This is a genomic window from Streptomyces sp. NPDC005017 (genome assembly GCF_042873115.1).
Lineage (GTDB): Bacteria > Actinomycetota > Actinomycetes > Streptomycetales > Streptomycetaceae > Streptomyces.
On the sequence record NZ_JBIALD010000005.1, the window covers coordinates 17,948 to 36,296 of the forward strand.

At 70.6% G+C, this 18,349-nt stretch carries 12 protein-coding genes and 4 tRNA genes; 10 read left to right on the top strand and 6 right to left on the bottom strand.

The annotated features are described in order from the left end of the window. Positions 1 to 6: 6 nt before the first annotated feature. The 3 genes from ACFYR0_RS09315 to ACFYR0_RS09325 all read right to left on the bottom strand — a co-directional run bounded on the left by ACFYR0_RS09315 (position 7) and on the right by ACFYR0_RS09325 (position 5,796). Positions 7 to 2,160 (bottom strand): FG-GAP repeat domain-containing protein, encoded by a 2,154-nt coding sequence (locus tag ACFYR0_RS09315; protein WP_389323835.1) that lies wholly within the window; start codon positions 2,158 to 2,160, stop codon positions 7 to 9. Between the two features lie 225 nt (positions 2,161 to 2,385). Further along, the gene (locus ACFYR0_RS09320; RefSeq protein WP_389323838.1) at positions 2,386 to 4,599 is read right to left on the bottom strand and encodes a DEAD/DEAH box helicase; all 2,214 of its coding nucleotides are present in this window, start codon (positions 4,597 to 4,599) and stop codon (positions 2,386 to 2,388) included. Positions 4,600 to 5,445: 846 nt separating this feature from the next. Beyond that, positions 5,446 to 5,796, bottom strand: coding sequence for a metallopeptidase family protein (locus ACFYR0_RS09325; RefSeq protein WP_389323841.1), 351 nt, complete (start codon positions 5,794 to 5,796; stop codon positions 5,446 to 5,448). 117 nt (positions 5,797 to 5,913) lie between these two features. Between ACFYR0_RS09325 and ACFYR0_RS09330 the strand changes: the two genes are divergently transcribed. From ACFYR0_RS09330 to ACFYR0_RS09365, 8 genes are all read left to right on the top strand, one after another. Beyond that, positions 5,914 to 7,392: a metallophosphoesterase gene (locus ACFYR0_RS09330; RefSeq protein ID WP_389323844.1), complete on the top strand. Its 1,479-nt coding sequence runs from the start codon at positions 5,914 to 5,916 to the stop codon at positions 7,390 to 7,392. Between the two features lie 80 nt (positions 7,393 to 7,472). Continuing rightward, positions 7,473 to 7,545, top strand: a tRNA-Glu gene (locus ACFYR0_RS09335). 36 nt (positions 7,546 to 7,581) lie between these two features. Next, positions 7,582 to 7,656: transfer RNA gene (locus ACFYR0_RS09340), tRNA-Asp, on the top strand. A gap of 24 nt (positions 7,657 to 7,680) precedes the next feature. Continuing rightward, positions 7,681 to 7,754, top strand: a tRNA-Phe gene (locus ACFYR0_RS09345). Positions 7,755 to 7,813: 59 nt separating this feature from the next. Further along, entirely contained in the window at positions 7,814 to 8,140 is a 327-nt protein-coding gene (locus tag ACFYR0_RS09350) for a hypothetical protein (protein WP_389323847.1), read from the top strand. A 69-nt stretch (positions 8,141 to 8,209) separates the two neighbouring features. Continuing rightward, entirely contained in the window at positions 8,210 to 12,154 is a 3,945-nt protein-coding gene (hrpA, locus tag ACFYR0_RS09355) for an ATP-dependent RNA helicase HrpA (RefSeq protein ID WP_389323850.1), read from the top strand. A gap of 96 nt (positions 12,155 to 12,250) precedes the next feature. Next, a tRNA-Asp gene (locus tag ACFYR0_RS09360) sits at positions 12,251 to 12,325 on the top strand. Positions 12,326 to 12,996: 671 nt separating this feature from the next. Next, entirely contained in the window at positions 12,997 to 13,212 is a 216-nt protein-coding gene (locus tag ACFYR0_RS09365) for a DUF6274 family protein (protein WP_389323853.1), read from the top strand. Positions 13,213 to 13,752: 540 nt separating this feature from the next. On the opposite strand, the gene bldC is transcribed toward ACFYR0_RS09365, so the two are convergent. Then, a complete protein-coding gene (gene bldC / locus ACFYR0_RS09370; protein WP_003949541.1) occupies positions 13,753 to 13,959 on the bottom strand; it encodes a developmental transcriptional regulator BldC in 207 nt (68 codons plus the stop codon). 501 nt (positions 13,960 to 14,460) lie between these two features. Then, positions 14,461 to 15,303 carry a hypothetical protein gene (locus ACFYR0_RS09375; RefSeq protein WP_386384678.1) on the bottom strand — a complete coding sequence of 281 codons (843 nt, stop codon included), beginning with the start codon at positions 15,301 to 15,303 and terminating at the stop codon, positions 14,461 to 14,463. 223 nt (positions 15,304 to 15,526) lie between these two features. Between ACFYR0_RS09375 and ACFYR0_RS09380 the strand changes: the two genes are divergently transcribed. Together ACFYR0_RS09380 and ACFYR0_RS09385 are read left to right on the top strand one after the other, a co-directional pair. Beyond that, entirely contained in the window at positions 15,527 to 16,630 is a 1,104-nt protein-coding gene (locus tag ACFYR0_RS09380) for a Leu/Phe/Val dehydrogenase (RefSeq protein WP_389323856.1), read from the top strand. A gap of 303 nt (positions 16,631 to 16,933) precedes the next feature. Further along, positions 16,934 to 17,191: a DUF3073 domain-containing protein gene (locus ACFYR0_RS09385; protein ID WP_389323859.1), complete on the top strand. Its 258-nt coding sequence runs from the start codon at positions 16,934 to 16,936 to the stop codon at positions 17,189 to 17,191. Positions 17,192 to 17,260: 69 nt separating this feature from the next. Here ACFYR0_RS09385 and purM read toward each other — a convergent pair whose 3' ends face one another. After that, positions 17,261 to 18,331 (bottom strand): phosphoribosylformylglycinamidine cyclo-ligase, encoded by a 1,071-nt coding sequence (purM, locus tag ACFYR0_RS09390; RefSeq protein ID WP_389323862.1) that lies wholly within the window; start codon positions 18,329 to 18,331, stop codon positions 17,261 to 17,263. Between the last annotated feature and the right edge of the window lie 18 nt (positions 18,332 to 18,349).

Sequence of the window (18,349 nt, forward strand, 5' to 3'; positions counted from 1 at the left end):
AGTTGGCTAAAAGAGGCCCTTGTAGCCCTGCCAGCCGGTCCCGATCCTCACGCGCGCGGTGAAGGACCCCGCGCCGGTACCGGCCTGGCGGTACAGACTGCCCGCGGTGTCCCGCGCGACCAGGTCGTTCCTCCCGTCGCCGGTGATGTCACCGACGCCGACGACCGCGTTGTACGACACGCCCCAGTTCGAGAACACCTTCACCCGGGCCTTCAGCGTCCCCCGTCCGGTGCCGTCGTAGCGCCACAGGTTCCCGGCCCTGTCGCGGGCCAGTACGTCACCGATGCCGTCGCCGGTGAGGTCACCCGCGCCGACGACCTTCGTGTAGATGTTCCAGCCGGACGCGAGCCTGACACCCGCCTTGAGCTTCCCGGCGCCGTCGTTGGCGAACACGTACATGTCACCCGTCGACGCCTTGCGCACGAGCAGGTCGGTGCGGCCGTCACCGGTGAGATCCCCCGGGGCGGTGAGGACGTCGTAGGCCCTCCAGCCGGTGCCGAGCGAGGCGTGGCTGTTCGACGGGCCGTAGGAGGAGCCGCACCTGCCCGTGTACCGGCGCAGTTCGCCGTTCGGCATGCGCATCAGCATCTCCGCACAGCGGTCCTTGCCCATGTCGCCGAAGGGGACGGCGACGGTTCCGGCGGGCCAGCCGGAAGCGCTGTACCTCCAGTCGAAGGTGCCCTTGCCGTGGGTGTAGTGCAGGCTCAGGGCTCCAGCGGAGTTGAGGGTGGCCAGTTCACCGAAGCTGTATCCGCCCTGGTCGTGATGACCCTGGAGCCCGCCGCCGTAGCCGATCGACCCGCCCGTGGTGTACGTGCCCGCGCCCTCGGCGGCGACGGCCTTCAGGCTCCAGGTCTTCCGCCCGTTGTACAGGTACGTGCCCGCGTCCGACTTCAGGTCCCAGCTCAGATCGACGGCCGCGCCGCTGCCCTTGATCGTGCGCTCCACCCTCCCCTGGGCGTCCTTGACAGTGAAGGTCCAGGCGGCGGGCTTGCTGAGCTGCCAGTAGCTGTCCCAGACGCTCACGCCATCGCGGCCGCTCGCGTCCACGCTGTCACCGCCCAGTACCGAATCGATCCTGGCCAGGGACTGCGACGGCACTCCGCTCTGCACGATCCGGATCGTGCTGTCCGGCCCAACGTAGGCGATGTCGCCGCCGAACTTGTCCACCGCCCAGGTCAGCCGCCGCTGGTCCGCGGTGGTCCCCGCGGGAACCTCGGCGATCGCGCGCGCGGGCGCCGCGGTGCCCGTGTGGTAATCCGTCAGCATCAGCTTGCCCGCCGTCCGGTCGTGCTGGACGAGGTAGCCGTCGCCGATCATCGCCCTGCCGGAGGGCACCTCGACGTTCTTCCCGGCCGTCCGGTCGTACACGCCCGCGGCACCGGAGACTCCGCAGTTCCAGTAGATCCAGCGGCCGACGACCTGGAGCTCCTTGACCGTGCAAGGCGCACCCGTGGAGACCGTCCGCACGGTCCTCCGGGTGACCAGGTCGTACGCCGTGACGGTGCCGTTGCCCGTGCCGGGCGCCCACAGCGCCGAACCCCACACCGAGGCGGCGGTGATCGAACGCGTCCGACGCACGTCCGTCCAGTAGTAGTGGTCCACGTCGTCGACGTACTGCTTGCCGGTGGAGGCGGCGTTGTAGACGTAGTAGCGGCCCGTCGCGTCCACGAACCGGCCTCCGGTGACGACCGGCTCGTCCGTACTGCTGAGGGTGTTCTCGCTCAGGTGGATCTGCGCCACCTGCTTGCCGTCGGGCTGCTGCATGAACGCCCCGACCCAGCCGTTGCCGAAGGTGCGCAGCGGCACGCAGTCCCTCGGCCCGGACTCGCAGGGCACCCGCTGCAGATGAAAGCCTCCGGCCAGCTCGTCGGCGTAACCGCGGTAGGTCTTCTCCAGCACCGTCGTGCCGTCGGCGGACAGCCTGCGGCCGACCACCCACTGGTACCCGCTGGGTGTGTTCTCCACCGTGCTCAGAAAGCCCCCGGCGTAGTCGATCCCCCACACCCCGTCCGTCTGGATCGGTGTGAGCGTGGGCTCCGCGGCCGCCGGGCCCGCGGTGGTCAGCGAACCGGCACCGAGTGCGGCCAGGCCCACCAGAGTGAACGCGATCCGGCCACGCCGGACCGCCGAAGTGCGCGTGCGTGCACGCGAGGTCACGGGTCCCTCCCCGGGGAAGTGAGAAAGGCATGGTGGTCGAAGACGGCTTCGCGCCCGACCGATTCGTCGCGCGGCCGCGTTGCTTCTTCTGCCCCTCAGGCCCCGCAACTCCATGCGAACCAAAGGATGTTAACAACCGCCCCACGAAAGACGCAGGGAATGGCCGAGGGCCCGTACGACCGGAGTCGTACGGGCCCTCGGGAGGCGAGCCTCAATCAGTCGGCGTCAGCCGTTGCGCTTCCAGCGCGGCTTGTCCTCGCGGCGGCCGAAGGAGGAGGAGCCGCCGGTGCCGCGGTGGTCGTCGCGGCGGCCGTAGGGACGCTCGTGGCCGCCGGAGCGGAAGCCGGGGCGGTCGCCCTGGCGGTCGCGGTTGAAGGGACGGTCGCTGCCGCGGTGACCGCCGCGGTCGTCACGGCGGAAGCCGCCACGGTCGTCACGGTCGCGGTTGAAGCCGCCCCGGTCGTCACGGCGCTCGAAGGAACGGCCGCCGCGGTCGTCGCGGTTGAAGCCGCCGCGGTCGTCGCGACGCTCGAAGGAACGGCCACCCCGGTCGTCACGACGCTCGAAGGAGCGACCGCCACGGTCGTCACGGTTGAAGGAACGGCCACCGCGGTCGTCACGACGCTCGAAGCCACGCTCACCACGGTCGCGGTTGAAGCCGCCACGGTCGTCACGGTCACGGTTGAAGCCGGCACGGTCGTCACGGCGCTCGAACGAACGGCCGCCACGGTCGTCGCGGTTGAAGGAACGGCCACCCCGGTCGTCACGACGCTCGAACGAACGGCCACCGCGGTCGTCACGGCGCTCGAAGGAACGACCGCCACGGTCGTCGCGGTTGAAGGAACGGCCACCCCGGTCGTCGCGGTCACGGTTGGACGGACGGCGCTCCTCACGCTCGGTGCGCTCCGCCGGGGCCGCCTCGGCGGCGTCCCGCGCGGTCGGCTGCTCCGGCACGGAGACCTCGGCGACGGCCACGGCCGCCTCGGCGGCAGCGGCGACCGCGGCCTCCGGGTCCTCGCCGCGCTCACGGGCGGCACGGGCCACGAGACGGTCGGCCTCCTCGCGCAGCTCGGTCGCACGGCGCTGGGCGCGCTCCAGCTGCTTGGTCAGGTGGGAGACGTCACGCTCGGCCTGCGAGGCGGCGTTGCCCGCCGACTCGGCCTGGACCTCGGTCATCGACCGGGCACCGGTGATCTCGGCGACCTCCGGGTCGAAGACACCGGCGCCCTGGATGATGTGGCGCGAGGCGTCGACGCCCGCGTCCTCCATCAGGCGGAAGATCTGGCGGCGCTGGTGCGGCAGGGCCAGCGAGACGACCGTGCCGGTGCGGCCGGCGCGGGCCGTACGGCCGGCGCGGTGCAGGTAGTCCTTGTGGTCACCGGCCGGGTCCACGTTCAGCACCAGGTCGATGCCGTCGACGTGGATACCGCGCGCGGCGACGTCCGTGGCGACCAGGACGTTGACGTAACCGTCCTTGAAGTCGGCCAGCGTGCGGGTGCGCGCGCCCTGGGTCATACCGCCGTGCAGCGCGTCGGCCTTCGCGCCCGCCTCGCGGAGCTGCTCGGCGACGCGGTCGGCGCCCAGCTGGGTGCGGACGAAGATGATCGTGCGGCCCTTGCGGGAGGCGATCGCGGCGGTGACCGGCGCCTTGTCCTTGGGCTTCACGACGAGGATGTGGTGGGACATCGTCGTCACCGCGCCCTGCGCCGCGTCCACCTCGTGCGAGACGGGCTCGTTCAGGTAGCGGTCGACGAGGGTCTGGATCTCGTTCTCCATGGTCGCGGAGAACAGCATCCGCTGGCCGCCCGCCGGAACCTGGTCCAGCAGCTCGGTGACCTCGGGCAGGAAGCCCAGGTCGGACATCTGGTCGGCCTCGTCGAGAACGGCGATCTGCACGTCCTCCAGGGAGCAGGCGCCGCGGTTGATGATGTCGCGCAGACGGCCCGGGGTGGCGACGAGGATGTCGACGCCGCGCTCCAGGGCGTAGATCTGGTTGCCCATCGAGGTGCCGCCGCAGACGACCTTCATCTTCAGGCCGACGACGTCGCCGTAGGGCTGGAGGGCGTCCGCCACCTGCATGGCCAGCTCACGCGTCGGCGTGAGGATGACGGCGCGGGGGCGCTTCTTCTCGGTGCGGCCGCCGGCCAGCAGGGCCAGGGTCGGCAGGCCGAAGGAGAGGGTCTTGCCGGAGCCGGTGCGGCCACGGCCGAGGATGTCCTTGCCGGCCAGGGCGTCCGGGATGGTCGCGGCCTGGATCGGGAAGGGGGTGGTCACGCCGTTCTGTGCGAGCTTGCGCACGACGCCCTCGGGCAGACCGAGGTCCGCGAAGGTCGTCTCGGGAGCCTCGGGAGTCTCGGCGGTCTCGGAGACCTCGGCCTCGACGACGACCTCTTCGAGGTTCTCGGGCAGGACGGCGTGATCAGAACTGGAAATGGACATGCGTATGCGAAACCTTCCGGAGTCTCATCGGCACGCGCCCGTCAACTCCGTGATTCGCATACGACCGCCTCAATGCGGTCCGCCACGACAAGAGAGAGTACGCGCCACACGGCGCGCTCTGCTGTGGCGCCGGGCAAATGGGATCAAACGATCTACCACCATACGCACCCACCACCCCTCAAGGCAAACCGACCCCTTCCCTCGCAGGTCAGCGCCCTGGCGCCCCTTCTACGCGGGTGACCCCGCCGCCGGTGCGGGCTCCCTCGACTCCAGCTGCGGCCCCGGCTCCGGATGCGCCGACGACGAGGGCTCGGCCTCCGTCGGCGTCGGAGAGGCGGGCGGTTCGGGCGACACGGGCGGCGGCTCGGGCGAGGGCAGCACCACCGACGGAGACGGCACGCCCGGCTCCGGCGGGCCCCCGGGCTCCGGCACACCAGGCCGGTCGGGACGCCCCGGCCGCGCGGGCGCCGACGCGGACGCCGACGCGCTCCCGGACGGCGACACCGAGGGCGACGCCGACCCCCTCGGCCCGCCCCTGCCCCCGCCCCTGGGCCGCGGATCCTCCGCGCCCCCCGCCGCACCGCCGTACCCGGCGCCCGCCCCGCCCGGCGCCACCACGCCGTCTCCGGGAACCCCGGCACCGGGCTCACCTGCGGAATGTCCGGGGTGCGGGCGCCCGCCGTCGTCCTCCCCCACGCTCATACAACCGGCGGCGGCCGCGACGGCCACGACCGTGGCGGCCAGGCGGACAGGAACGTACAAGGGGCGCACGGGCAGCCACCTCCGAGGACACGGAACGACGTCACGCTGCCCAACTCCCGCCGCCCGCGCGAGGACACGCCAGGCTCAGCCGTAACCCAGCGCGTGCAGCCGGGCGTCGTCGATCCCGAAGTGGTGTGCGATCTCGTGCACCACGGTGATCTCGGTCTCCGTGACGACGTCGTCGCGCGACTCGCACATCCGCAGCGTCGGCCCCCGGTAGATCGTGATCCGGTCCGGCAGCACCCCCGCGTACCACTCGCCACGCTCGGTCAGCGGAGTCCCCTCGTACAGCCCGAGCAGCTCCGGATCGTCCGTCGGCGGCTCGTCCTCGACGAACACGGCGACGTTGTCCATCAGCCGCGTCAGCTCCGGCGGAATCCGGTCCAGCGCCTGGGCGACCAGTTCCTCGAACTCCTCGCGTGTCATCTCCAGCACACGGCCATTGTCCGGTACGACACCCCCGTACGGGACTCCCCCGGGCGACCCGTACGCCACCCGTCCGGCACCGGCGCGCGGCGCATACGGCGGCGCACCCCCGGGCATACGCGCCCAATGGCCCGCCGCACCGACGCCCCGCCCCTCCTCGAACCCCACGACCGGCCAGGCCCCTGGCTGCGCGGCCTCGGGCTGTGCGCCGTGGTCCTCGTCGGCGCCTGGCTCGGCCTGCTGGTCGTCGGCAGCGTCCGCGTCCCGGTCGGCCCGATGGACACGACCATGACGCTGCGCCCCTCCCTCACCGGCGGCACGAAGATCAACGTCTCCCCGCTGGGCGCCCTCGAACTCGACAGCCACACCGCGCCCGTGCGCCTCGACGTCAACGTCGACCAGCTCGACCCCGTGCGCGCCCAGGCCCTGGTCGACCACCCCGAGCGGCTCTCCGGACTCCAGGACGAGGTCGCCGACGACGTCGGCACCGGCACCCTCGACCTCGCCGTACGCTCCGGCGTCGCCGTCGTCACCGGCGCCACCGCCCTCGGCCTGGCCGTCTACCGCCGCCCCCGCCGCGCCCTCGCCGCCGGCGGCCTGGCCCTGGCGCTGCTCGCGGCCTCGGGCGGCACGGCGTACGCCACCTGGAACCCCAAGTCCGTCCTGGAACCGCGTTTCTCCGGCCTGCTCACCTCGGCGCCCTCACTGGTCGGCAACGCGCGCAGCATCGTCACCGAGTTCGACGTCTACCAGAAGGAACTCGCCCGCCTGGTCACCAACGTCACCAAGCTCTACGACGCCACCTCCACGCTCCCGGTCTACGCGCCCGACCCCTCCACGATCCGGGTCCTGCACGTCTCGGACATCCACCTCAACCCCGCGAGCTGGAAGATCATCGCCTCGCTGGTGGAGCAGTACGACGTGAACGTCATCGTCGACACCGGCGACACCATGGACCACGGCACGGCCGCCGAGAACGGCTTCCTGGACCCGGTCGAGGACCTCGCGGCGCCCTACGTCTGGGTCCGCGGCAACCACGACTCCAGGGGCACCCAGCGCTATCTGGAGGGCCTGAGGAACGCGTACGTCCTCGACGACGGCCGGGCGAGGACGGTCGCGGGGCTGCGCTTCGCGGGCATCGGCGACCCGCAGTACACCCCGGACCGCTCGGCGAAGCCCGGCGCGGACGCGACGCAGGAACTGGCGGGCGCCCGCCTCGCCTCGGCCCTGCGCGACCAGCGCGCGGCGGGCACACCGGTCGACGTGGCGCTCGTCCACGAGCCCTCGGCGGCCCGCGGGACGGACGGCGAGGTCCCCCTCGTCCTGTCCGGTCATCTGCACCGCCAGGACACGGAGGTGCTGCGCCTCGGCACCCGGCTGCGCGTGGAGGGCTCCACGGGCGGCAGCGGCCTGCGCGCGATCGAGGGCGAGCACCCCGACCCGATCGAGGCCTCGATCCTGTACTTCGACCGCGACACCCGCCGTCTCCAGGCCTGGGACGCGATCCGTCTGGGCGGTCTCGGCCTCACCACAGCGGAGGTCAGCCGGCACCTCCCGGAGGAGAACAGCCCCGGCGCGACACCCTCCCCGTCCACCCGCCCGTAAACCGTTTTGGCGATACCTCCCCGCATCCCATATGCTTCTCACGTCCCCGAGGCGCTGCGAAGCGCCCAGGCGGGCCGATAGCCCTCATCGTCTAGCGGCCTAGGACGCCGCCCTTTCAAGGCGGTAGCACGGGTTCGAATCCCGTTGGGGGCACGCAAGAACGTGTGCGACACTGTCGTACGCCGACTTGGTCCTGTGGAGCAGTTTGGAGTGCTCGCCACCCTGTCAAGGTGGAGGCCGCGGGTTCAAATCCCGTCAGGACCGCTGAGGTTTCCCCGGAAACCTCGTGGCTGGGTAGCTCAGTTGGTACGAGCGATCGCCTGAAAAGCGATAGGTCGCCGGTTCGACCCCGGCCCCAGCCACAACGAGAGCCCCGATCCCCGGATCGGGGCTCTTTCGTTCCGAGACGACGGGGGACGTTGTGGGCCGGAGTGAGGGCAGGGCGGGCGAGGTCGAGCGGTCGCGGGCCCGGTACGGGTTGCAGGCCGTCCTGGGGAGCAATCTGGCGATCGTCGCCGTGGCGCTGTTCGGGGTGTGGCGGATCGACGGGGAGCCGGCGGTCGTCGTGGGGGTGCTGACCACCGCGTTCACCGCGATCAGCGGAGTGACCACCGCGTATCTCGGCATCAAGGCGGTGTCGAACACCGCACAGAACATGGCACTGGCCGGCGTCCCCAGGCCGGCGCCGGAACCCGCGCCCGCCGCCGCACCGCCCGCGCCGCGCACCGGCGAGGTCTCGGGCGGCTGACCTGCGCCGAAGGGGCGGAGGCAAAAGCGTTCGCCACGGATTTGGCGGGGATGAGATCCTGGATCGCGTATGTCTACGCAGCCTGCCCCCGCCCTCGGCTCCCTCGCCTCCCGACTGACCGAGCTGTCCCTGCGCGACGCGCACCGGCTCGGCCGGAGGCTGGAGGGTGCGCGAAAGATCCGTAAGCCGGAGGCCCGGACCGCCGTTCTCGCGGAGATCGAGACCGAGGTCGCGACGGCCGAGGAACGGATGGCCCGACGACGCGCCCGCCTGCCCGGGGTGACCTACCCCGAGCAGCTGCCCGTCAGCCAGAAGAAGGACGAGATCGCCGCGGCCATCCGCGACCACCAGGTCGTGATCGTGGCCGGTGAGACCGGGTCCGGAAAGACCACGCAGATCCCGAAGATCTGTATGGAGCTGGGCCGGGGCGTGCGCGGCATGATCGGGCACACCCAGCCCCGGCGGATCGCGGCGCGCACGGTCGCCGAGCGGGTCGCCGAGGAGCTGCGGACACCGCTCGGCGAGGCGGTCGGCTGGAAGGTGCGGTTCACCGACCAGGTGAACCCGGACGCCACCTTCGTGAAGCTGATGACGGACGGCATCCTGCTCGCGGAGATCCAGACGGACCGCGAGCTGCGCGCCTACGACACGATCATCATCGACGAGGCCCACGAGCGGTCCCTCAACATCGACTTCCTGCTCGGCTATCTGGCACAGCTGCTGCCGAAGCGGCCCGACCTGAAGGTCGTCATCACCTCGGCGACCATCGACCCGGAGCGCTTCTCCCGGCACTTCTCGGACGCGCCGATCGTCGAGGTCAGCGGCCGTACGTACCCCGTGGAGGTGCGCTACAGGCCGCTCCTGGAGGAGGATTCCGAGGACGCCGACCGCGACCAGATCACCGCGATCACCGACGCCGTCGAGGAGCTGATGGGCGAGGGGAAGGGCGACATCCTCGTCTTCCTCTCCGGTGAGCGGGAGATCCGCGACACGGCGGACGCGCTCACGAAGAAGCAGTACCGCTTCACCGAGGTGCTCCCGCTGTACGCGCGGCTGTCGCACGCCGAGCAGCATCGCGTCTTCCAGCCGCACACGGGCCGCAGGATCGTTCTGGCGACCAACGTCGCCGAGACCTCGCTGACCGTCCCGGGCATCAAGTACGTCATCGACCCCGGCTTCGCGAGGATCTCCCGCTACAGCCACCGCACCAAGGTGCAGCGGCTGCCGATCGAGGCGGTCTCGCAGGCCAGCGCCAACCAGCGCAAGGGCCGCTGCGGGCGTACGTCCGACGGTGTGTGCATCCGGCTGTACTCCGAGGACGACTTCCTCGCCCGGCCGGAGTTCACGGACGCGGAGATCCTGCGGACGAACCTGGCGTCCGTCATCCTCCAGATGACCGCGGCCGGCCTCGGCGACATCGAGAAGTTCCCCTTCATCGACCCGCCGGACCACCGCAACATCCGCGACGGTGTGCAGCTGCTCCAGGAGCTGGGCGCGCTGGACCCGGCGGAGAAGGACCCGCGCAAGCGGCTCACCCAGACGGGCCGCAAGCTCGCCCAGCTGCCGGTCGACCCGCGGCTCGCCCGCATGGTGCTGGAGGCCGACCGCAACGGCTGTGTCCGCGAGGTCGTGGTCATAGCCGCCGCCCTGTCCATCCAGGACCCGCGCGAGCGGCCCGCGGAGAAACAGGCCCAGGCGGACCAGCAGCACGCCCGCTTCAAGGACGAGACCAGCGACTTCCTGGCGTACCTGAACCTGTGGCGGTACGTGCGCGAGCAGCAGAAGGAGAGGGGCTCCAGCGCGTTCCGCCGGATGTGCAAGCAGGAGTACCTGAACTTCCTGCGCATCCGCGAATGGCAGGACATCTACAGCCAGCTGCGCACGGTCGCCAAGCAGATGGGCATCCACCTCAACGAGGAGGACGCGCCGGGCGACCGCATCCATGTCTCCCTTCTCGCCGGCCTGCTGTCCCACATCGGCATGAAGGACGTGAAGGACGGCAACAAGAACGAGTATCTGGGCGCCCGCAGCGCCAAGTTCGCGGTCTTCCCCGGCTCGGCGCTGTTCCGCAAGCAGCCACGGTTCGTGATGTCGGCGGAGCTGGTGGAGACCTCCCGTCTCTGGGCGCGCGTCAACGCGAAGATCGAGCCGGAGTGGGTCGAGCCGCTGGCCGGCCATCTGCTCAAGCGCACGTACAGCGAACCGCACTGGGAGAAGGACCAGGCGGCCGTGATGGCGTACGAGAAGGTCACGCTGTACGGCGTCCCGATCGTGGTCCAGCGCAAGGTGAACTACGGCCGGATCGACGCCGAGGTCTCGCGCGAGCTGTTCATCCGCAACGCGCTGGTCGAGGGCGACTGGCGCACGCACCACAAGTTCTTCGCCGACAACCGCAGACTCCTCAGCGAGGTAGAGGAGTTGGAGCACCGGGCGCGGCGCCGGGACATCGTCGTCGACGACGAGACGCTGTTCGACTTCTACGAGCAGCGGGTGCCCGAACACGTGGTGTCCGGGGCGCACTTCGACTCCTGGTGGAAGCGCAAGCGGCAGGAGCAGCCGGAGTTCCTGGACTTCGAGCGGGCGATGCTGATCCGTGAGTCGGCGGAGGCGGTCACCAAGGACGACTATCCGGACTCGTGGCGGCAGGGGCAGCTGAAGTTCCGGGTGACGTACCAGTTCGAGCCGGGCGCCGACGCGGACGGTGTGACGGTGCACATCCCGCTCCAGGTGCTGAACCAGGTGACGGACGAGGGCTTCGACTGGCAGATCCCGGGTCTGCGGGAGGAGCTGGTCACCGAGCTGATCCGCTCGCTGCCGAAGCCGATCCGCCGCCATTACGTGCCGGCGCCGAACTTCGCCAAGCGGTTCCTGGACACGGCCGTGCCGTTGCAGGAGCCGCTGACGGTGACGATGGCGCGTGAGCTGAAGCGGATGGTCGGGGTGCCGTTCGAGGCGGACGACTTCGACCGGGCGAGGGTGCCGGACCATCTGCGCGTCACCTTCCGGATCGTGGACGAGCGGCGGCGCAAGCTGGCCGAGGACAAGGACCTGGAGGCGCTGCGGCTGCGGCTGAAGCCGAAGGCGCGCCAGGCGCTGTCCCAGGCCGCGGCGGCGACCGCGTCCCGCGAGGGCGGGGAGTCGCTGGAGCGGCGGGGTCTGACGGACTGGTCGATCGGCTCGCTCAGCCGGGTCTTCGAGACGCGGCGGGCCGGCCATCCGGTGAAGGCGTACCCGGCGCTGGTCGACGACGGCGACACCGTCTCGGTCCGCCTCTTCGACACGGAGGCGGAGCAGGTCGAGGCGATGTGGAAGGGCACGCGGCGGCTGATCCTGCGCAACATCCCGGTCAACGCGGCGAAGTTCGCGAGCGACCGCCTGACGAACGCGCAGAAGCTCGCGCTCTCGGCGAACCCGCACGGGTCGACGCAGGCGCTGTTCGACGACTGCGCGATGGCGGCGGCGGACAGGCTGATCGCCGACTTCGGGGGACCGGCCTGGGACGAGGAGTCGTACCGCAAGCTGTTCGACAAGGTCCGCGCGGAGATCGTCGACACGACGGTCCGCGCGGTCGGGCAGGTGCAGCAGGTGCTGGCCGCCTGGCAGGCCTGTGAGCGGCGTTTCAAGGCCGTCCGCAGTCCCGCGCTGCTGGCGAACCTGACGGACGTACGGGCGCAGCTGGACGCGCTGGTGAAACCGGGGTTCGTGACGGAGTCGGGTATCGCGCGGCTGCCGCATCTGATGCGTTACCTGGTCGCCGCCGACCGGCGTCTGCAGCAGATGCCGACCGGTGTCCAGCGGGACACCACCCGCATGGAGAAGGTCCACGACATGCAGGACGAGTACGCCTGGCTCCTGGAGCAGCTGCCGAAGGGCCGGCCCGTGCCCGCCTCGGTCAAGGAGATCCGCTGGATGATCGAGGAGCTCCGGGTGAGCTACTTCGCCCATGCCCTCGGCACGGCGTACCCCGTCTCCGACAAGCGGATCGTGAAGGCGATCGACGCCGCCGCGCCGTAGCCGGCCGTCTACGGAGGGTGAGTTCGACCAGCAGGCTCACCCTCCTGTACAGTCCTTCTCGCAGCGCAACGCAGAACAGCAAGCGCCGCGAAACCTGGTCCTGTGGAGCAGTTTGGAGTGCTCGCCACCCTGTCAAGGTGGAGGCCGCGGGTTCAAATCCCGTCAGGACCGCATCGAAGAGAAGGCCCGCCCCCGCAAGGGACGCGGGCCTTCTCGCATGCCCGCCCCGCCCCCGCCCTCGCCGCCCTGCCGAAGCGGAGGCCGCGCCCGCGGCGAAGCCGCGAACAGACACGGCAAATCCCGTCAGGACCGCCCCCCGAACCGCGCCGCCAGACGAACCCCAGGCCACCTCTCACGCCCGACCCCACCGCCCTGCCGAAGCGGAGGCCGCGCCCGCGGCGAAGCCGCCATCAGACACGGCAAATCCCGTCAGGACCGCATCGAAGAGAAGGCCCGCGCCGTACGGGACGCGGGCCTTCTTCCGTGCCCGCTCGCCCCCAGGGAGACCCCGGCCCCTGCGCGAGGGGCCTTCCACCGCACAGCTGCCGTCGTCATCAGAACTCAGCAATTCCCGTCAGGACCGCACCACTCCGAGGTCCACGCTCCGTGATGGGCCGCGGGCCTCGGCGCGTCTTCCGTCGGGGCGGAACGGCCTCTCTCGCCCGCCACTCCGTCAAGACGGCGTCCGCCCCCTCGGAGGGAGTCCCGCGACCCCTCACGCCCCGGCGGGCACACCGTCCTCCCCGTGCCCCTCCGCGGCCCTCCGGCGCCCTTGACGGCGTCACATTCGGTCGGTACCCCGGAAAGGGCGGGGCGTGGCTGCGGAGGGCGCGGGAGGGCGTATGGGTGCTGCGGTCAGGCACGAGACGCGGGCGTTGCTGCGGGCGCATCTGGCCGCGGCGTCGTCGTACCGGCATCTGACGCGGCACTGCCCCGTCTGTCACCGGCTGCTGCGGCTGGCGATGGACTCGACGGCCTCGACGCCCGAGGAGACCGACACCACACCCGACGAGGGCGTGGAGCAGGGCGAGGGGGCCGAGCGGCCCTCGGGCGGCTGACGTCCGTCCGTGCCCAACACCCCTACAGAGGTGGGACGCTGGAACACTCGCCTCCACTAGCGCAGATAAGCCGGAGGCAACAAGTACTCTGGCATGTGACGGGAGTCACCGGATCAGTTTCCGAAACCCTGCTTCTTACCCCACTCCTACAACTGGTCAATTTAATATGTGCAATTGCACCAGTCTCCAGAGAGCCCACCGGCGTCTCCGGGGCTCCTGCCCAGCACCCTCACAGCCCACCCACGGGACAACGCCCGGCCACCGGAAGGCGAGCCGACGGCCATCCGCCCGGTGGTCCCGCTCCCACGCAAGGGCGCGAGAGGAACACGGTGCGTACACAACGAGGGCGCACAAAAAAGATCGCGCTGGACCCGGCGGAGTCCAGCGCGATCTACGACGCACCCTGTTTCGTGCCTGTGAAGTTCTGAGTGGCTCGGGCGTGGGCCCTGTTGGGGCAGGTCCCGCGTCGGTTGGAGCTAGGGGTTCCGGGCGGCTCGGCGGGGTTGGGGGTCCAGCCGTTCTGCCCGGTTATGAAGTTGTTCAGGCCTCGCTGCGCTGCTGCGGGATGCCCGCGAGCAGTGCGCGGACCTCAGCCTCGCGGTAGCGTCGATGCCCGCCGAGCGTGCGGATCGACGTGAGCTTGCCGGCCTTCGCCCACCGCGTGACCGTCTTGGGGTCGACGCGGAACATCGTGGCGACCTCAGCCGGGGTCAGCAGCGGCTCGGCATCAGGGGTGCGAGCGGTCATGAGCGGCCTCCTCGGGAGAACCGAACCTTCTCGGTTCTTTCCTCTAAATTCTGCACCTTGACCCGCGTTGCCCGAAATGGCGGACGCGGGTCGAGTCGGTTATAGGACGAACGGCTTGTCCTCGGCACTACAACTACACCATCTGTCCAGCCGCGTCGGCCAAACCGATGGAATTGCCCTCCCAGGTGTTCATCAGCGACGGAAGCCGATGGACCATGCCATAGCGGACAGTCACGCCACTGTGACGATCAGTCACAGGGCGATCAGGAGGCACCAGACCCCCCAAAGCAGGTAATGCTGAGACAGAGCCCTCCCCGGGCTCCTTGTCCTATTTTGGCACGAGGAGGGGTAAGCGGCGCAAGGGCCGCGTACGTGCGCTCTGTCACGCTTGAGGCATACGCCCGGATAGGGACCAACATCCCGTCAACTTCTTGAAGTGCGGTAGACCGTACGCGCAGACGTCGCGTTCAGGCCGTGACGTGTGTCACTTCTGTTGTCCCGTCAGTTCGCTGACCGCAGGTCACGCACCGCGCGCCAGCGCTCCACCAGTTCCGCGTACGCCTCGCCCGCGGCCCGGCCGTCCCCCCGGCGCAGCGCCTCGATCCCCCGGGCGACGTCCGCGGCCGAGTGGTCGTCCGCCAACTCGTCGTCGGAGAGGGCGTGCACGAGCCCGCCGTAGTCGAGCTCGACCAGCGAGCGCGGGTGGAACTCCTCCAGCCAGCGTCCGACGTCCACCAGGCCGTCGATGAGCGGCCCCTCGTCGATGGCCTCCCGCAGGGCCCGCAGCCCCCGCGCGACCCGCCGACGGGCCTGGACCATCGGGGTGCGGTACCGCAGCCGGGGCGCGGCGTCGGCGGACCCCTTGGCGTACTCCCGCTCCTCGTCGGAGACGAGTACGAACCAGTTCAGCGGCACCTGCCAGGTCGCCGTGCGGATCCAGGGGCGGGCGTCGGGGTTGCGGGCGAGCCAGCGCTCGTAGTCCTGGGCGGCCTGGTGGCGCACCAGCGGCGGCAGGACGGCGTCCAGGACGGGCACGGGCAGCTCGTCCGCGAGCTCGCCGAGGGCCTGCCAGCCGCGCAGCCGGGTGCGCCAGGGGCAGACGTGGACCACCCCGTCGGCCTCCAGGACGAAGGCGTCGCCGCTCTCGTGCACCGGCACCACCACGGGCGGGACGGGCAGCAAGTCGGCCAGGGAGCGGCGCAGTTCGTCCTGGTAGGTGGGGTGCTCGGGGCGGCGGGCGTAGCGCGCCCAGTGGTCCCGCTCGGGCTCGGGGAAGGCTGCCAGCGGCTCGTACACACGCAAGTAGGACGCGTACGGGACGATCACCGAGGACACCTTGGGCACGCCTGCTCCCTCCCCCGCCACCAGCCGGGGAAAACTGCGGAACCCGCCGACAAAAGTGCGGGAAATCTATGCGAATCGTCGCACGGACGTACCCCGTGAGGAGGTGATCCTGAGCACGGCGAGGTGGCCCGCCCCGGACGGGTCTACTCTTCAGCCCAACGGGGCCCCGCCACCCGCACGGGACCCCTTCCCGACCGCCGCTTATTACCCAGGAGTCACCACAGTGACCGACGTAACCGGCGCACCTGCTGAGGTACTGCACACCCTGTTCCAGTCGGACCAGGGTGGCCACGAGCAGGTCGTGCTCTGCCAGGACCGCGCCAGCGGCCTCAAGGCCGTCATCGCCATCCACTCCACCGCCCTCGGCCCCGCCCTCGGCGGTACGCGCTTCTACCCGTACGCGAGCGAGGAGGAGGCCGTCGCCGACGCGCTGAACCTCTCGCGCGGGATGTCCTACAAGAACGCCATGGCCGGGCTCGACCACGGCGGCGGCAAGGCCGTGATCATCGGGGACCCGGACCGGATCAAGACCGAGGAGCTGCTGCTGGCCTACGGCCGCATGGTGGCCTCCCTCGGCGGCCGGTACGTCACCGCCTGCGACGTCGGCACCTATGTCGCCGACATGGACGTCGTCGCGCGCGAGTGCCGGTGGACGACCGGCCGCTCCCCGGAGAACGGCGGCGCCGGCGACTCCTCGGTGCTGACCGCGTTCGGCGTCTACCAGGGCATGCGGGCCTCGGCCCAGTACCTGTGGGGGGACCCGTCGCTGCGAGGCAGGCGGGTCGGCATCGCGGGCGTCGGCAAGGTCGGCCACCACCTGGTCGAGCACCTGGTCGCGGAGGGCGCCGAGGTCTTCGTGACGGACGTGCGCGAGGACGCCGTACGCCGGATCACCGAGCGGCACGCGAGCGTCGTGGCCGTCGCCGACACCGAGGCGCTGATCCGCGTCGAGGGCCTGGACGTCTACGCCCCCTGCGCGCTGGGCGGCGCCCTCAACGACGAGTCCGTGCCGGTGCTGACCGCCAAGGTCGTCTGCGGCGCGGCCAACAACCAGCTCGCCCACCCGGGCGTGGAGAAGGACCTCGCCGACCGCGGGATCCTCTACGCCCCGGACTACGTGGTGAACGCGGGTGGTGTCATCCAGGTCGCCGACGAGCTGCACGGCTTCGACTTCGACCGGTGCAAGGCGAAGGCGACGGGGATCTACGACACCACGCTCGCGATCTTCGCGCGTGCGAAGGCGGATGGGATTCCGCCGGCCGCCGCGGCCGACCGGATCGCCGAGCAGCGGATGCACGAGGCGGTCGCCGGACGCTCCGGACGCTGACGTTCCGCGGAGCGCAGGCCAACGGTTCGCGCGGTACCCGCCGGGGCACGGTTAGAGAGAACTCTCACTCCAACCGGCGGGTCGTCCGCCGATAAGTGGTTAAAATCGCCACTGACCAGCGAGGACAGGGCGCCTCGAAGGTCCTGTGCACACGCGCGTGCTGCGGGCGACGTACCGTATGGGCGCGGGCTCAGGTACCGTGGAAGCCCTACGGACCGGCCTCTCCACGGAGAGTCCGTTCCGGATCATGAACGCGTGTCAGACTCTGGGGCCGTCGAGCCCCGTCACCAAGGGGGTCGAGCCATGGGGCGCGGCCGGGCCAAGGCCAAGCAGACGAAGGTCGCCCGCCAGCTGAAGTACAACAGCGGTGGGACTGACCTCTCGCGTCTGGCCAATGAACTGGGCGCATCGTCTTCGAACCAGCCGCCGAACGGCGAGCCGTTCGAGGAGGATGAGGATGACGAGGACGATCTTTACTCTCGGTACGCCGACCTCTACGAGGACGACGACGAGGATGAAGACGACGGTCCTTCTTCTTCACAACACCGTCGCGGCGCTTGACCTCGCAGTGAGCACCCACCCGGTCGGTGACTTCGGTCACCGACCGGGTTCTGTGCTGTCTTCAGGGATTCAGCCCGCGTAGTCGCCGACCAGGGCGGCGCCTGTCCCGTGGTCCCCGCGGTCCGTGATCTCGCCCGCGACCCAGGCGTCGACCCCACGGTCGGCCAGTGTCGTCAGGGCCACGTCCACCGACTCCTGCGGGACGATCGCGATCATGCCGACGCCCATGTTCAGGGTCTTCTCCAGCTCCAGGCGCTCGACCCGACCGGTCCTGCCGACCAGCTCGAAGATCGCGCCCGGGGTCCAGGTGGAGCGGTCGACCGTGGCGTGCAGCCCGTCCGGGACGACCCGGGCCAGGTTGGCCGCCAGTCCGCCGCCGGTGACATGGCTGAAGGCGTGGACCTCGGTGGTGCGGGTGAGGGCCAGACAGTCCAGGGAGTAGATCTTGGTGGGCTCCAGCAGCTCCTCGCCGAGGGTGCGGCCGAGCTCCTCGATCCGGGCGTCCAGGGCGAGACCCGCCTGCTTCAGCAGGACGTGCCGGACCAGGGAGTACCCGTTGGAGTGAAGGCCCGAGGACGCCATGGCGACCACCGCGTCACCCGTACGGATACGATCCGCGCCGAGCAGCCGGTCGGCCTCCACGACGCCCGTACCGGCGCCGGCGACGTCGAAGTCGTCCTCGCCCAGCAGGCCCGGGTGCTCGGCCGTCTCGCCGCCCACCAGGGCGCAGCCGGCCAGCACACAGCCCTCGGCGATGCCCTTGACGATCGCGGCGACCCGCTCGGGGTGGACCTTGCCGACACAGATGTAGTCGGTCATGAACAGCGGCTCGGCGCCGCACACCACGATGTCGTCCATGACCATGGCGACCAGGTCGTGGCCGATGGTGTCGAAGACACCCATCTGGCGCGCGACGTCGACCTTGGTGCCCACACCGTCGGTGGCGGAGGCGAGCAGCGGACGCTCGTAGCGCTTGAGGGCGGAGGCGTCGAAGAGGCCGGCGAAACCGCCGAGGCCGCCGAGGACCTCGGGGCGCTGAGCCTTCTTCACCCACTCCTTCATCAGCTCGACCGCGCGGTCGCCCGCCTCGATGTCGACTCCGGCCGCCGCGTAGGAAGCACCGGTAGTTGTCTCAGACATTGCCTGGGATCTTTCGGG

Excerpts from the sequence above, each read along its gene's own strand:
- ACFYR0_RS09320 (WP_389323838.1), bottom strand. The coding sequence starts at position 4,599 with ATGTCCATTTCCAGTTCTGATCACGCCGTCCTGCCCGAGAACCTCGAA.
- ACFYR0_RS09330 (WP_389323844.1), top strand. The coding sequence starts at position 5,914 with ATGGCCCGCCGCACCGACGCCCCGCCCCTCCTCGAACCCCACGACCGG.
- hrpA (WP_389323850.1), top strand. The coding sequence starts at position 8,210 with ATGTCTACGCAGCCTGCCCCCGCCCTCGGCTCCCTCGCCTCCCGACTG.
- ACFYR0_RS09365 (WP_389323853.1), top strand. The coding sequence starts at position 12,997 with ATGGGTGCTGCGGTCAGGCACGAGACGCGGGCGTTGCTGCGGGCGCAT.
- bldC (WP_003949541.1), bottom strand. The coding sequence starts at position 13,959 with ATGACCGCTCGCACCCCTGATGCCGAGCCGCTGCTGACCCCGGCTGAG.
- ACFYR0_RS09385 (WP_389323859.1), top strand. The coding sequence starts at position 16,934 with ATGGGGCGCGGCCGGGCCAAGGCCAAGCAGACGAAGGTCGCCCGCCAG.
- purM (WP_389323862.1), bottom strand. The coding sequence starts at position 18,331 with ATGTCTGAGACAACTACCGGTGCTTCCTACGCGGCGGCCGGAGTCGAC.